16 protein-coding genes are annotated in these 13,988 nt (G+C 34.6%); 7 read left to right on the forward strand and 9 right to left on the reverse strand.

All coding sequences use genetic code 11. The annotated features are described in order from the left end of the window. Positions 1-22 precede the first annotated feature (22 nt). Entirely contained in the window at positions 23-997 is a 975-nt protein-coding gene (locus QWZ06_RS24840; RefSeq protein ID WP_290301806.1) for a 3-oxoacyl-ACP synthase III family protein, read from the reverse strand. Positions 998-1,134: 137 nt separating this feature from the next. Here QWZ06_RS24840 and QWZ06_RS24845 point away from each other — a divergent pair, with 137 nt between their 5' ends. The 3 genes from QWZ06_RS24845 (at position 1,135) to QWZ06_RS24855 (ending at position 3,596) form a co-directional block, all read left to right on the forward strand. After that, positions 1,135-1,611, forward strand: a complete 477-nt coding sequence (locus QWZ06_RS24845; protein WP_290301807.1) for an acyltransferase — start codon at positions 1,135-1,137, stop codon at positions 1,609-1,611. Between the two features lie 270 nt (positions 1,612-1,881). Continuing rightward, complete coding sequence (locus QWZ06_RS24850; RefSeq protein WP_290301808.1) at positions 1,882-3,027, forward strand: glycosyltransferase; 1,146 nt, start codon at positions 1,882-1,884, stop codon at positions 3,025-3,027. Positions 3,028-3,038: 11 nt separating this feature from the next. Next, positions 3,039-3,596 carry a serine acetyltransferase gene (locus QWZ06_RS24855; RefSeq protein WP_290301809.1) on the forward strand — a complete coding sequence of 186 codons (558 nt, stop codon included), beginning with the start codon at positions 3,039-3,041 and terminating at the stop codon, positions 3,594-3,596. Here the strand turns inward: QWZ06_RS24855 and QWZ06_RS24860 are convergent. Continuing rightward, positions 3,593-4,198, reverse strand: coding sequence for a DUF2306 domain-containing protein (locus QWZ06_RS24860; RefSeq protein WP_290301810.1), 606 nt, complete (start codon positions 4,196-4,198; stop codon positions 3,593-3,595). The two genes, QWZ06_RS24855 and QWZ06_RS24860, sit on opposite strands and share 4 nt — an antisense overlap. Before the next feature lie 112 nt (positions 4,199-4,310). Continuing rightward, entirely contained in the window at positions 4,311-5,426 is a 1,116-nt protein-coding gene (locus tag QWZ06_RS24865; protein WP_290301811.1) for a helix-turn-helix domain-containing protein, read from the reverse strand. A 393-nt stretch (positions 5,427-5,819) separates the two neighbouring features. Here QWZ06_RS24865 and QWZ06_RS24870 point away from each other — a divergent pair, with 393 nt between their 5' ends. From QWZ06_RS24870 to QWZ06_RS24885, 4 genes are all read left to right on the forward strand, one after another. Further along, a complete protein-coding gene (locus QWZ06_RS24870) occupies positions 5,820-6,488 on the forward strand; it encodes a carbonic anhydrase (RefSeq protein WP_290301812.1) in 669 nt (222 codons plus the stop codon). Positions 6,489-6,510: 22 nt separating this feature from the next. After that, positions 6,511-6,810, forward strand: a complete 300-nt coding sequence (locus QWZ06_RS24875) for a hypothetical protein (RefSeq protein WP_290301813.1) — start codon at positions 6,511-6,513, stop codon at positions 6,808-6,810. 149 nt (positions 6,811-6,959) lie between these two features. Next, entirely contained in the window at positions 6,960-8,552 is a 1,593-nt protein-coding gene (locus tag QWZ06_RS24880) for a SulP family inorganic anion transporter (protein WP_290301814.1), read from the forward strand. 51 nt (positions 8,553-8,603) lie between these two features. After that, entirely contained in the window at positions 8,604-9,239 is a 636-nt protein-coding gene (locus QWZ06_RS24885) for a carbonic anhydrase (RefSeq protein WP_290301815.1), read from the forward strand. A 140-nt stretch (positions 9,240-9,379) separates the two neighbouring features. Here the strand turns inward: QWZ06_RS24885 and pth are convergent, their stop codons facing one another. The 6 genes from pth to QWZ06_RS24915 form a co-directional block, all read right to left on the reverse strand. Beyond that, a complete protein-coding gene (gene pth / locus QWZ06_RS24890) occupies positions 9,380-9,943 on the reverse strand; it encodes an aminoacyl-tRNA hydrolase (RefSeq protein ID WP_290301816.1) in 564 nt (187 codons plus the stop codon). A gap of 85 nt (positions 9,944-10,028) precedes the next feature. Continuing rightward, complete coding sequence (locus QWZ06_RS24895) at positions 10,029-10,970, reverse strand: hypothetical protein (RefSeq protein WP_290301817.1); 942 nt, start codon at positions 10,968-10,970, stop codon at positions 10,029-10,031. Positions 10,971-11,482: 512 nt separating this feature from the next. Beyond that, the gene (locus QWZ06_RS24900; protein WP_290301818.1) at positions 11,483-12,100 is read right to left on the reverse strand and encodes a hypothetical protein; all 618 of its coding nucleotides are present in this window, start codon (positions 12,098-12,100) and stop codon (positions 11,483-11,485) included. A gap of 9 nt (positions 12,101-12,109) precedes the next feature. Beyond that, entirely contained in the window at positions 12,110-12,931 is an 822-nt protein-coding gene (locus tag QWZ06_RS24905) for a hypothetical protein (RefSeq protein WP_290301819.1), read from the reverse strand. A gap of 9 nt (positions 12,932-12,940) precedes the next feature. After that, positions 12,941-13,372, reverse strand: a complete 432-nt coding sequence (locus tag QWZ06_RS24910; protein ID WP_290301820.1) for a hypothetical protein — start codon at positions 13,370-13,372, stop codon at positions 12,941-12,943. A 122-nt stretch (positions 13,373-13,494) separates the two neighbouring features. Further along, positions 13,495-13,761 (reverse strand): hypothetical protein, encoded by a 267-nt coding sequence (locus QWZ06_RS24915; RefSeq protein ID WP_290301822.1) that lies wholly within the window; start codon positions 13,759-13,761, stop codon positions 13,495-13,497. Positions 13,762-13,988: the final 227 nt, after the last annotated feature.

The raw sequence follows: 13,988 nt of genomic DNA on the forward strand, positions 1-13,988 counted from the left end.
TTTTTTATTTATGATGTTATAATTAAATTTCCAATATCGTTGCTCCCCAGGAATATCCTACTCCAAAACCTGCCAGTAAAACCTTATCTCCTTCTTTCAACATTCCTTTATCCATCATATTTTTCAGAGCAATTGGAATGGTTGCAGAGACGGTATTTCCTGTTTTTTCCATATCAATATAGAACTTTTCTGTCGGGATTTTGGTCTTTTTTCTCAAATAGTTCAGCATGAACGAGTTGGCCTGATGAAAAACAAAGTGATCAATATCTTCCATCGTTAATCCATTCACTTCCATTGTTTCTTTTACCAGTCCCGGAATATTTTCAATCGTAAAATTGAAGATTTCGGGGCCGTTCATATAAAGGTTTTCCGGTGCAAATTCATTTTCTGAGTTCAGTTCAAAATCAGTTCTGAATGCTCCTTTTTTAACAATAAGATTTTCAGCGCCACTACCGTCTGTTCCCAGGCAGAATTTATAATCATGTCCTGTTTCTGATTTTTCAATGATTGCAGAAGCAGAGGCATCCCCGAATATACTTCGGTTTCCTTTATCTTTAGGGTTAATATGTTTGGTATAAGTTTCTGAAGTAACCAATAAAATATGTTCTGCAATTCCTGCAGCGATCAATCCTTTAGCAAATGCTAATCCATATACGAATCCTGAACATCCAAGATTAAAATCCATAGCACCGATATTCTTTCTCAAACCAAGTTTATCTTGCAAAATACAGGCTGTTGTGGGAAGGAAATAATCAGGGCTTTGGGTACAGAAGAGAATAAAGTCTATTTTATTTCTGTCATAGTTCTCAAATATTTTTTCGGACGATCTCACGGCAAGATCCAGTACTGTTTCGTTTTCTGATGAAATGTGGCGTTGTGTGATACCTACTTTCTCCTGGATTCTTTCGGAACTCCATTCAGGGAACTCTTTTTCCAAATCCTCGTTGGTAAGCACCAGCTCCGGCAAATAATATTCTATTTTGGAAACTTTTATCATATAAATTCTTTTTCTTTGCAAAAGTAAAAAACAAATTTACAATAATGATCTTCATATACCGAATAGTACTGAAAATACATTCTACCTACCATACCTTTTTAAATAAGGCGAGTTTGGAGGTGGCAAAATATCGTGGTATGAAAGTAGGGAAAAATTTCAATATGCCTGACAAAATTTATTTTGGTACAGAGCCTTATCTTATTGAAATTGGTCATGATGTCAATATAGCTGCCGGAGTAAGATTCGTTAACCATGGTGGTACAACTACTCTTCTGAGAAAACTTCCCGGATATGAGGATGCCAGAATTATGGGTCGAATTAAAATCGGAAATAATTGTACCATAGGAATCAACTGTGTTATTACGCAGGATGTACAGATTGGGAACAACTGCATCCTTGGAGCAAACTCTGTTTTATCTCAATCGATGCCTGATAATACTGTATTTATCGGCAATCCCGCTCAGTTTCTTTGTACCATTGAGGATTATGGTGATATTGTTTTGAAAAATAATCCTGATTACCCAAGAGAGCTTGAAAAAGACCGTAAAAAGCTTGATGAATATATCAAAGCAAACCTTCCTCATAAATACAAGAAAGCAAGAAGGATCAAATAAACCTGTCTTCTGAAATAAGATATGCTGTCTTTTTATTAGCATTACAATTTTCCACTACCCATCATTCCGGTATACTTCCTTCAAAATATCCTTTGTTTAACAATATTTTATATTCTTTCTGGACTGAAGCTTCGTTTTTTTTATATTTTTGTAAGGCATCCCAAAAAAATCTTTGGAGTGCATAACAGAAAATCTTTACTAAAAAATTGTTTTTTTATTGATCATGAAACATCCGGTAATTATTTTTTTGTGGAATATAAAGACCTCTGAATGAAAAAAAAGATTCTTATACGCATTGGATCCCTCCGCCATGGTGGTGCAGAAAAAGTTTTAGTAAATTTTCTTAAAAACCTTCCTGAAGACAAATATGAAGTTGATTTATTGATCAATCTCTATACAGGAATGTACATCAAGGAAGTTCCATCATGGGTAAATTTACATTATCTTTTGAAAGGAGAAATGATCACCACCAACAAACCTCATGAAATTCCGGTAAAAGCATTCAGAGTCCTTTATCAGAAAATGTTTCTGTGGTTCCCTTTCCTTCTCTATACATTTGTACTAAAGAATAAAAAATACGACGTAGAAATAGCAGCTATTCATGGAATGTACAAAGAACTGCTATCCAGCCCACAAAAGGATTCTAAAAAAATCATCTGGATTCAGAATGATATTTTTAACCTAAAAGAATATACTCCGGATGTCATCAGACAACTTTTTAAGTTTGACAGAATACTTGTTATCTCCAATAAACTGAAAGAAGAAATGCAGAAGCTGGCACATGATGACCGAGAAAAACAGGCTGTTGTTAAAATATTCAATCCTATCGATTCACAAGACACTCTGCAAAAGGCTGAAATTGAGATTAATGATTATCCCTTTTCTAAAGATCTTCCAACCTTTGTAACCATAGGTACGGTATATCCCCAAAAGGGTTATGATAGGCTTCTGGATGTTCATAAAAAATTAATGGATGAGGGACTGAACCATCAAATCATTATTATCGGTGATGGGTTTGATTTTGAAAATATCCAGACAAAGCTTCATCAACTTGGGCTTCAGGAGACGGTAAAAATGCTTGGCTTTAGAAGCAATCCTTATCCTTATCTTAAAAAATCAGACTTTTATGTAATGTCCTCCCGACATGAAGGATTTCCTACCATTATTGCTGAAGCACTTATTTTGAATAAACCTGTTGTTTCTACTGATGTTTCAGGAATAAAAGATCTGCTTCAGGATGGGAAACTAGGTATTATTACTCCCAATTCAGAAGACGGAATTTATGAAGGAATGAAAAAATTCCTTACCAATAGAGATCTTGCCGGACAATACGAGAAGGAAATAGCACAAACAGATCTACCGTTTGTACTTGACAAATCGGTGGCTCATCTTCAGGAAATTATTGATCATGTATAAGATATTGTACTATGCCAGAGTATACAACGATACAGAAAGATTTTTATAGAGAAAGCGGACAATGGCTTTCTACTTTTGAGATTTGGAAAAAATGCATTAATCCTAATCTTCATTATCTCTACATTTTCAGGAAAGCTCAGAAATATCAGAAAAAAACTATTTCGGGGCTATTTTGGAAATTTGTTTTAAGGCATTACCAGATAAAATATGGCTTCCAGATCTATCCTGAAACTCAAATTGGGGAAGGATTGTATCTGGGACATTGGGGAGCCTTGGTCATTAATCCTAAAACTAAAATCGGTAAAAACTGTAATATTGCACAGGGTGTCACTATTGGACAGCAAAACCGGGGGAAAAACGAAGGCTATCCTGTTATCGGAAATGAAGTATGGATAGGCCCTAACGCGGTTATTGTTGGCAATGTGAATATAGGAGATAACGTACTAATTGCTCCCAATGCATACGTCAATTTTGATGTACCCGAAAACTCTATGGTCATGGGAAATCCAGGTAAAGTATATCCTAGCTTAGAAGCCACGTACGGCTACATTAACAACAAAGTTCTTTAACTGGCTTCAATTTTTTTATTAATAAGATAAGCTGCCAACAAATTGGGAAGCCAACATAGCCATGCTACCACAAGATAAGAGGTATCTGAATCTTGGGTAATACTTTTTAGCAAGGGATACCAAAGTCGTAGTGTTACCGCAGCAAAGGTACACGCATAACTATAAATCATAAGTTGTCTATGCATCACCACATTTCCTTTTCGAATTTGAATAACTGCCGACAACGTAGTGATGAACCATACCAATCCCAGAGTGATAAATCCTATGGATGATATCATTCCTCCATTAGCATATATTCCCATATAGATTGCAGCAACCGAGCTTATCAATACAGAAAAGACATAGGATTTCCCGATGATCCGATGAAGTTTCAGGTGCTTATTTCGAAACTGATTGCCAAACTGACGCCAGCCAATAAAGAGAGAGACTCCACCAAAAAAAATGTGTAAAAAAAAAGCAAGTTTCCAGATTTGGTTTTGGAGAACTTCCGAAGATTTAGATCCTAGAAAAGTGTATTTGTGTTCAACGAAAACATAAATTAAAGGATACAGCCCTATTATCAATGCAAGAATACAGATAAGAACAAATAAGAATTGTTTCATAAGATTGTTCAATTTCTTGCAAAAATGCGGCAAAAAAACAACTCAACTATTCCAAAATGAAAGGTGGAACATATTACAAAACACTATACAACAAACACTTAGAAAAAAAACCCTATTCTATATCAGAATTCAGACTCTTTAAAAACTCTCTTGGTGAACAATCCATATATTTTTTAAAACTCCGGTTAAATGAAGTCTTAGAATTGAACCCACTTTCCAATGCCAGAGAAAGAATTGTATATTTTTGATTTTCGGGAAGTACAGCAATTCTTTTAAACTCTTCAATCCGTTGTCGGTTGATATAATCATAAAAATTTTTCCCTTCCACTGAATTAATCACCTGAGATAATATATTAGGATGCACATCTAGGACTTTTGCTACATGGTTTAGATTCAGTTCTGGATTTGTATACAATTTCTCATGCTCCATCTTATCAATAAGCTTATGATAAATAGCTTGGATCACATCGTCTCCCGGAGAATTCTTCTGATACTTTATCACTTCATTATCAGAACTCTTCTCCTCCGGAACATTTTCTAAAGCAGATAAATCTAAAATACCTACACGGCTGATTCCAAAGTAAGCAGCTACCAGAATAAACAGAACAACCATGGAAAAAATAAGGATATCATTTCTTAAGATAACGGCAATCCAGATGAAGGCAATTCCGGTAATTAAATAGTATAACCAATTCAGATTAATTTTTTCAATATTAGAGTATTGGTCAGATATTTTCTGCTTATATTTTCTAATAGCTAGTAGGCTAAGGCTTACATACAATACACCCGAAAGATTCATTAAAAATTTGAGTACATCACTTAATGTTTCATATCCCTTCCCTTTATTCTGGTAAACCATCATTCTCTCGTGGGGAGACAGCATTAAAAATTGAAACAAAATCATAAAGATCATCAGAACAGGAATCCAATGTAACAGCCAAACCTTTTTACCCAGATTTCTACCTGTTGCTGATAAGATATACAAATATAGCATAGGCCCATGCAAGAAGGGAAAAATCAGTTCATATCCAATAAGGCAAGGGTATTTTAAATATCCCCCAGAACGCAATAACACGAAAAAAATCAGATGAACTCCGATAATCAAAAACCAAATTGCCACAAGAAAATCTTGTGTTTTCTTCTTCCGTTTTCCCAATATCAGAAAAGATGAAAAAAAGGCAATAAAAACTCCTGCCCAATACAATATTCCCAAGTCAAAATCAGCCATTCAAACTATAAAATTAAAATCAGGGATTTAAATTATTCATTTTTTCCACAGTAATGACTATTTATTTTTAATAGGTTATCTGCTTTCTTTGGAGAATGCAAAAATTTAAAAATATTTTAATCTTCAGAGTCTATTTTATGATTTTTACTTTGTAATTTTAGCTTAGTTTTTTAAACGTTTGGATTATTGAGAAGCCTTCATTCACTATAAAGCAAAGTATATAGGGATATTAGATATGATTTTAAGCATATTTTAATATTAAACTTTGTTAAAAGTGGATAGTTTTTCTGCAAAAAGTATATTTTTGCATAATTATTGATTCGGTCTATTGATTTCGAAAATAATTTAAACGAAATAAATAATTATAAACCTTTTTTAAAAAAATTTAAAATTATGTCACAATCGTACGAAGTTATTTTCGAGAACAATAGAAAATGGGTAGAATCTAAAATTGCACAAGACCCCAACTTCTTTCATGATCTGGCAAAAACTCAACACCCTGATTATCTTTATATAGGATGTTCAGACAGTAGAGCTACAGCGGAAGAATTGATGGGTGCAAAACCGGGAGAAGTATTTGTTCACAGAAACATCGCCAATGTTGTCAATACTTTAGATATGAGTTCCACAGCAGTTATTCAATATGCTGTAGAGCATCTTAAAGTAAAACACATTATCGTATGTGGGCATTACAATTGCGGGGGTGTAAAAGCAGCGATGACGCCTCAGGATTTAGGATTATTGAATCCTTGGTTGAGAAATATTCGTGATGTTTACAGATTACACCAAGCAGAGCTTGATTCTATCGAAGATGAAAATAAGCGCTATGACAGGCTTGTTGAGCTTAATGTTCAGGAACAATGCATCAACGTAATTAAAATGGCTTGTGTACAGGAAAGGTATATTTTAGAAGAACAACCTATTGTACATGGCTGGGTATTTGACCTTAGAACAGGTAAAATCATTGATCTAGAGATTGACTTTGAGAAAACTCTAAAAGACATCCAAAAGATCTACAACCTTACCGGTTCCGATTGGGTAATGAGCAGAAAGACTAAATAGTCTTTCCAAAAAAGAATGTAAAATGAAATTCTGGAGTATTATTGTATTAACGTTTTTTCTGAATTTTACAGCGCTGCCAAGCATTGCTGCGGTGGCAGGCTGGGACATTCTTAGAACGAATATAATAATCAATGAAGAAGAGCCGCATTCTCACCCTTCATCCTTTATTGTGTATGAAAAGACAATTCCAAAACCTTTGGATGTTTTCGACTATCTGAAGTTTTCTGAGCCTGCACCTCAGTCTATGTCTTTTGTACTGGTAGATGATTCTTTTCATCTATCCCCTTTACTTACCATATTTTCTCCGCCTCCGGAAGCTTAATTTTAAAGTAGTAGTTAGATTTTTTTATAGTTATTCATACCTTTTTCAGGTACTGAGTAAGCTGTTTATGCTTTAAAATTAATTTTCCAATCTTTTATAATTGATTATTTAAGAATAAATAAATCGGTTATAATATTTTCAAAAATATCATGAAAAAAACATCATTATTAGGAGGAATCAAGGAGAATTTCCCTTCCGGGCTCGTTGTATTCTTAGTAGCACTACCTTTGTGCTTAGGGATCGCTTTAGCATCTGGAGCACCACCATTGTCTGGAGTTATTGCCGGAATCGTAGGGGGTCTTGTGGTAGGATTTCTTAGTAATTCAAACATATCAGTTTCCGGGCCTGCTGCAGGTCTTACTGCTATTGTATTGACTGCCATTACCGACCTTGGAGCATTTGAACTGTTCTTATGTGCCGGAATCATTGCAGGTCTTATTCAATTGGTCTTAGGTTTTGTAAAAGCAGGTAGTATTTCCAATTATTTTCCCAATAACGTTATTGAAGGAATGTTGGCTGCCATAGGTATCATTATTATTTTAAAACAAATTCCCCATGCATTGGGATTCGATAAAGATTACGAAGGGAATCAGTCTCTTTTTAGTAACGGATTGAATTTTGGATATTTTACAGAACTCTTTGGAGCCATTCACATTGGAGCTATTATTGTCACACTAGTCTCTGTGGGAATCCTTATTGCCTGGGATAAAATTCCGGCTCTTAAAAGAATGAAAATGCTTCCAGGAGCATTAGTCGCAGTAGTGATCGGAATATTGTTAAATGAAATGTTCAAATTATCAGGAAGTGCTTTAGCTATTGGTACAGAACATTTGGTATCACTACCCGTTCCCAAATCACTGGATGATTTTAAGAATCTGATTACAATGCCGGATTTCGGAGGATTTACCAATCCTAAAGTATGGATCGTAGGAGCCACTATTGCCATTGTAGCTTCTATCGAAACATTACTTTGTATTGAGGCCTCAGACAGATTAGATAAGCAAAGAAGAATTACTGACACTAACCTTGAGCTTAAAGCGCAGGGAATTGGAAACCTGATAAGTTCGTTTATCGGTGGACTTCCTATGACGTCTGTAGTAGTAAGAAGTTCTGCGAATGCAAGCGCCGGAGCAACGTCTAAATCATCAGCAATGATCCACGGTGTTCTTTTGTTAGTATGTGTACTTACGATTCCATTCATTCTGAATCTGATCCCATTGGCAACCCTTGCTGCTGTATTGATCCTGGTAGGATATAAACTGGCGAAACCTGCTACCTTCAAACATTTCTGGCATCTTGGAAAATTCCAGTTTGTACCATTTGTTGCAACTGTTGTAGCTGTTGTAGCCACCGACCTGTTAAAAGGAGTAGGAATTGGTCTTGCCATTTCTGTATTCTATATCCTTCAGGGAAATATGAAAAGAGCTTATTATCTGAGCAGAGAGAAACTGGATGATGCGGATGGGATCAAAATAAAGCTGGCTGAAGAAGTTTCATTCTTAAACAAAGCCGCCATTAAAAAAACACTAAAAAACATAAAATCTAACTCTACGGTAATTATCGATGCAAGAGAAACTTCATACATCACAACAGATGTACTGGAAATGATTCAGGATTTTGCCAATATCCGTGCAAAAGAAGAAGATATCAATGTAGAACTTCTAGGCTTTAAAACATCATACAAAGATTATGAAAGAAGCCAGGATTCTCACATTTTGATTACTCACAAAAGAGCTATGTAAGCTCAAAACAATTATTTTAAACTTAACAATTCAACAAACAATTAAAATTATATGAAAGCACATACATACGAAACTCAGTCTACCATTACTCCTGAAAAAGCATTAGAATTTTTAAAGGAAGGAAACCAAAGGTTCGTTAATAATCTTAAAGCCAACAGAGACCTTTTGGAGCAGGTAAATGCAACCCGCGAAGGACAATGGCCTTTTGCAGTAGTGTTAAGCTGTATAGACAGCCGCACTTCTGCAGAATTGATTTTCGACCAGGGATTGGGAGATGTTTTCAGTATCAGAATTGCCGGTAATTTTGTAAACCAGGATATCCTTGGTTCTATGGAATTTGGCTGTAACGTAGCAGGTTCTAAACTCATCGTAGTGTTAGGACATACTAAATGCGGAGCTCTGAAAGGAGGTCTTGATGCAGCACAAATTGAAGGAATGGGAATGGATAACCTAAACCACCTTATCAATCATTTTGACCCAATTATCAATGAAGTAATTGAAGAAAATGAAGAACGTTCATCAAAAAACAGTTCTCTTTTAGAAAGACTTAACCACCAGAATGTAAAAAGTGCCATCGAAGACATTCGTAAACAAAGTTCAACCCTTAAAAGACTTGAAGAAGAAGGTAAAATTAAGATCGTTGGAGCTAACTATGATGTTGAAACAGGTGCCGTAAACTGGTTATAAAATAATCAAGAACCCTATTTAGCTATTTACTAAAAAATAGCTCAGATAAATTGATTGGAAATTAATTTAAATGCATAACAGAAGGCCATCGGACATCCGATGGCCTTTATTTTATAAAACCGAAATAATGCAACAGTAATCTACTTCCCATTAAATCCGGACATTGTATTACTAATTCCTGCAAATACAAAGGAAAGACTGGCTTTAGAAAAAGTTTCTATCCTTTCCTTAAGCTTCTCAGTTTCCTCTTCATTCCATGTTCCTAATACGTAATCTACCTGGCGTCCTGCAGTAAAATCCGCTGAAATACCAAAACGAAGCCTTGCATAATTCTGGGTTTGCAATACCTCATTAATATTCTTAAGCCCATTGTGGCCAGCATCAGAGCCTTTACCTTTCATTCTTAAAGTTCCGAAAGGTAATGCTAAATCGTCCGTTACAATGAGTACATTTTCTAAAGGAATATTTTCTTTCTGCATCCAGTATCTCACTGCATTCCCTGATAAATTCATATAGGTATCCGGTTTAAGAACAAAAACTTTCCTCCCTTTATACTTCCCTTCTGCCATCCAGCCAAAATTAGCAGTATTAAATGATGCATCAAGTGTTTCTGCTATTTTCTCAGCAATTTTAAAGCCTATATTGTGTCGTGTATTTTCATATTCTGAGCCTTTATTTCCAAGCCCAACGATTAAATATTTCATCAGAAATTTTTTGCAAAATTAAGGCATAAAAAATAAAAAACTCAACCTTAGGAAGATTGAGTTTAAATATTGTTAAAAAACTATTCTATTGTGGTTTATAAATATAGTTGATTCCATATCCTTTTGTCATGTAAGTTTGCGGATCATATACATAATTTGTACTCTGTACAATAGGTACCGGAATAGGTACTGTAATATCTGTTACCGACCATCTCTTAGGATTATTAGGAGATAGAATTAAACTTTCTTTATCATTACGTGCAGTAGATAACAGCCTTGAAATTTTATACGTATTTGGCAATAATGTAAAAGGGCTGATCTGTTGGTCATAAGCATAATACTCATAGCTGTATTTTTCAGTAGGAGTTCCGAAGACATCTGGATTATTAGATGTTATTGGGCCATACACTCTAAGCACTTTAGACACATTATCTCCTGCATAGGTATAATCTGTTTTTGAATAGTCTGTATACTTAATTTGAGCACCTCCTTTTTCTAGTCCCTTTATCATAGTGATCGTTTCCAGTTTTGAGCTTCCCGTATTGTATGTTAAAGTATAAATATATCTTTCTTCAGCCAATAAAGTTTGTGGACCTGGTTTAGTAGAAGGCGGAACCGGTGCTGGTCTTCTGAAAACAGAACGTGTTTCAGAAATTGATTGCAATCTGCTATTATTCCCATAATTGAATTGACGGTTATAAGATATACTGTCTTTATCCAGTTTACCATTTCCGTCAAGATCAAGAAAACCTCTAAAATTAATCTGACTGATTCTATCACCACTATACATGATATCTGTAATAGAAGCGCTATCTGTGATCACTTTGCTTACAAGCAGCCCGCTATACTGATATTCTGCAATGGTGCCTTTATCTGTAATTTCTTTATATAAAGCTCTTGGACCACTCAGTCCTTCTGTATTATTCAGATCCAAAAGGGGATTCCCATCTTCATCCAATAAATCTTTGCAGGAATGTATTGAAGAAAAGCCTGCAATTAATAAGATAATATAGAAAATTTGTTTCATTTCCTGGTAATTGATTATTTTTTGACAAATATAATTTTTTTTTGCAAAGAAATTATATGATTATTTATATTCTGATAAGATTAACAATAAAAGTCTGCCTATAATTTTTATAGGTAAACATCAGATTTTGAGACTTGTCATCAAAATTTGATCTGTTTTCGAAGTTTTTGTCCTGTATAAGATGAAGCCAGCAGCCCGGAAGGAGTAATACCAGCGAATACTTTAAGAAAATAGTTTTTTACCATATATTTTTAATTTGTTCAAATATAATTCAATTTTACACAATACAGAGTATTCAAACCTGTAAATTCACAAAGAATATAGCAAATAAATAAAAAAATCTAAAAACATAACGTTTTTAGATTCCTATTTATTATATCGATATGAAAATTAATAAGGTTGCAATACAGATGTAGTTAAAACAGATTGAGCCATATCAGCATTAAGCGCTGCAGTATCTACTGCTGTACCTATTCCAAGTGCATTATTATTCAACGTTCTGTTTGTGCAGGCTACTTTACCGAATATTTGTTTTTTTGGGTAAGATTCTCAAGTGTTGCATTAAGATTAAAGATCTTATAAGCCCCACTATCACCCTGCAATACGTCAGCTCTTACTGCTTTCAGTTTATTATCTACAAATACACCACAGGCAAAACCTGCAGAAGATGTACCATTATTCGCTTTTTGAGCAGTAGTTTGAAATGAAAATGTTACTTTATTGATCGCATTTGTTACAGAAAAAGTATCCACAGCTTGAGGGATCACGGTCCAGCTGCTCGTCAAATCATCATTTTCATTGTATGGTACAGGGTTCCCATTACTATAAAATGCAACTCCTGTTTGATCTGCAACCGTATTAATAGAAAACAGAGACATACTTCCCTGTCCATCAGCTATTTTAATATTTTTCCAGTCATTTGCTGGCATTGTCGAATTATTATGAAAGATATCTCCACTATTACCTGCAGATCCTTTCAAAAGATCAGTACCATTAGTTCTTAGTTCTTTTCTTACATTGATATCTCCATTTACATCTAACTTATTAACAGGATTTGGAGTATTAATACCTATCTGCGCTTCCATAAGTCCAATAATTAATAAAAATTGAACAAAAAATATTTTTTTCATAGTTGGTTTTTACTTTATAATCGTGTTAAACACTTGTGGAATCTCATATACATCTACTTTCAAAGATGATTGAGTAATAAAGCTATTAAGGTTGGTACTTGTATTTGTTCCTATAGCCAATTTTCTGTTTTGGGCATCTCCATAGGATGAAATTCTTGAGCATCCTACACTCACCATATGCTCTCCTTTGGAAAGATTGGTAATCATTCCGATTTGATTATGGGTAAGGAAGGTATACTGTGCACTACTTGCTTTCAGATTATTCTGTCTCAAACTGATCAGTTTATCATCTACAAAAATACCGCAGGCATAATCTATTGAGGTATCAGGATTTCCATTGGCAGCAAAATTGGCTTGCACTACCGTCTCAAACTGAAAATACGCCTTGCTTTCAGTACTGAAAACCTGGATTTTCTGAGACAGACCTGTAATTTTTTTAAATGCAGTAAGAGTAGAAAAATCAGCTCCTTTCACAAAAGCTGCTGCTTTACCCGTATTCGTTGATGGAGGTTGCTCACTAAATGTAAAATCAACCCCAACTTTGTCTGAAAAGGAGTTATTAAAGATCAAATAAAATTTATTCGGTTCATATTCAGGAATACGAAGAGTTTTCCAAATAGGAGCATATCCTTCCCCTTGAGAAACTAATAACTGGTCATTATTTCCTAAAGAAAGGCTATTATCTGTAGCGTCAAGTACAGCAATTTTTTCCCTTAAATTTAGGTCTCCGTTTACATCTAGCTTTGCTTTTGGAGATTCAGTATTAATACCCACTTGGGCAGAAAGCATCAGTCCCGAGGCAAGAAATAAAGTCGATAATATATTTTTCATCAGTTCGTCTTAATTGGATTTATAAGTTACATACTCAATGACATCAATCTTCATATTAGATTCTAATGTAAATGCATTGGACGCTCCATTAGAACTTTGAACATCACGACCTATAGCAAATTGAGAATTCACATTTGAGGTACTGATCTTTCTGCATGCAATTTCAAGATTCTGTACTCCAACAGGAACGTTAAGCTCCGTATAATTAAGAGTAAAAATATAATCCTGAATTCCTGCTTTCCCACTATTATTAGTGGAAGCTACTCTATCAGGACGCATCGCTACCAGTCTATCATTTCTAAAAACAGCGCACGCAAAACGAATATTTTCTGAAGTAGTAGATTGGGGAGCTTTCATTTCAATTCCGGTCTGGAACTGATAAGTAAGCCTGTTTTTACCATTTTTAATAGTAAATGTATTTTTAAGACCATCAATTTTCACCCATTTACCTTTAGAAGTGTCATTGATGTCATCTCCAACACTATTTCTAGCAACACCATCACCCTTAACAGTGTTAGAAAGCCCTGTAATTCCTACCTGATCAGATGATAAATACGAATTGATCAGTTATACTGACCTTCTTCCATAAAAGTAAGAGTTAATGATTTCCAAACAGGAGCTTTTCCTTCTCCCTGGGATACTAATACCTGTCCATTAAGACCTGCATTTCCCGTTGTAGTAGAAGTTCCCCCCACTCTAAGTTCTCTTCTCAAAGTAGTTTTTCCATTCACATCGAGCATTGATTTTGGCTTTGTGGTCCCGATTCCCACCTGTGCGTTGGCATAGAAAGATAGAAGTCCAACTACACAACTAAAAATAATTTTTTTCATAATAAGGACTGCAAATGTACAAATTACGAATCGAAAAAATCCCGGGCACAACAGTTAAACCTATAGAAATAAACACATTACACGATAGAATTATTTATATAAAAAAGTAGAATTATTTCTACATTTATATTTTTTTTAAAAGAGATTAAAATATAAAAAACGTATAAACCACTTATGCACCGCAGTTTACTCAATAGTATTTTCTCATTAAGAAGTGACTTCAGACA

Origin of the sequence: Chryseobacterium tructae (assembly GCF_030409875.1) — a bacterium.
Lineage (GTDB): Bacteria > Bacteroidota > Bacteroidia > Flavobacteriales > Weeksellaceae > Chryseobacterium > Chryseobacterium tructae.

What these genes read in the sequence shown, in the direction of transcription:
- QWZ06_RS24870 (WP_290301812.1), top strand. Translation starts at nt 5,820, where the DNA reads ATGTCACAATCGTACGAAGTTATTTTCGAGAACAATAGAAAATGGGTA.
- QWZ06_RS24855 (WP_290301809.1), top strand. Translation starts at nt 3,039, where the DNA reads ATGCCAGAGTATACAACGATACAGAAAGATTTTTATAGAGAAAGCGGA.
- QWZ06_RS24895 (WP_290301817.1), bottom strand. Translation starts at nt 10,970, where the DNA reads ATGAAACAAATTTTCTATATTATCTTATTAATTGCAGGCTTTTCTTCA.
- QWZ06_RS24905 (WP_290301819.1), bottom strand. Translation starts at nt 12,931, where the DNA reads ATGAAAAATATATTATCGACTTTATTTCTTGCCTCGGGACTGATGCTT.
- QWZ06_RS24880 (WP_290301814.1), top strand. Translation starts at nt 6,960, where the DNA reads ATGAAAAAAACATCATTATTAGGAGGAATCAAGGAGAATTTCCCTTCC.
- QWZ06_RS24885 (WP_290301815.1), top strand. Translation starts at nt 8,604, where the DNA reads ATGAAAGCACATACATACGAAACTCAGTCTACCATTACTCCTGAAAAA.
- QWZ06_RS24865 (WP_290301811.1), bottom strand. Translation starts at nt 5,426, where the DNA reads ATGGCTGATTTTGACTTGGGAATATTGTATTGGGCAGGAGTTTTTATT.
- QWZ06_RS24860 (WP_290301810.1), bottom strand. Translation starts at nt 4,198, where the DNA reads ATGAAACAATTCTTATTTGTTCTTATCTGTATTCTTGCATTGATAATA.
- QWZ06_RS24915 (WP_290301822.1), bottom strand. Translation starts at nt 13,761, where the DNA reads ATGAAAAAAATTATTTTTAGTTGTGTAGTTGGACTTCTATCTTTCTAT.
- QWZ06_RS24845 (WP_290301807.1), top strand. Translation starts at nt 1,135, where the DNA reads ATGAAAGTAGGGAAAAATTTCAATATGCCTGACAAAATTTATTTTGGT.
- QWZ06_RS24850 (WP_290301808.1), top strand. Translation starts at nt 1,882, where the DNA reads ATGAAAAAAAAGATTCTTATACGCATTGGATCCCTCCGCCATGGTGGT.
- QWZ06_RS24840 (WP_290301806.1), bottom strand. Translation starts at nt 997, where the DNA reads ATGATAAAAGTTTCCAAAATAGAATATTATTTGCCGGAGCTGGTGCTT.
- QWZ06_RS24900 (WP_290301818.1), bottom strand. Translation starts at nt 12,100, where the DNA reads ATGAAAAAAATATTTTTTGTTCAATTTTTATTAATTATTGGACTTATG.
- QWZ06_RS24875 (WP_290301813.1), top strand. Translation starts at nt 6,511, where the DNA reads ATGAAATTCTGGAGTATTATTGTATTAACGTTTTTTCTGAATTTTACA.
- pth (WP_290301816.1), bottom strand. Translation starts at nt 9,943, where the DNA reads ATGAAATATTTAATCGTTGGGCTTGGAAATAAAGGCTCAGAATATGAA.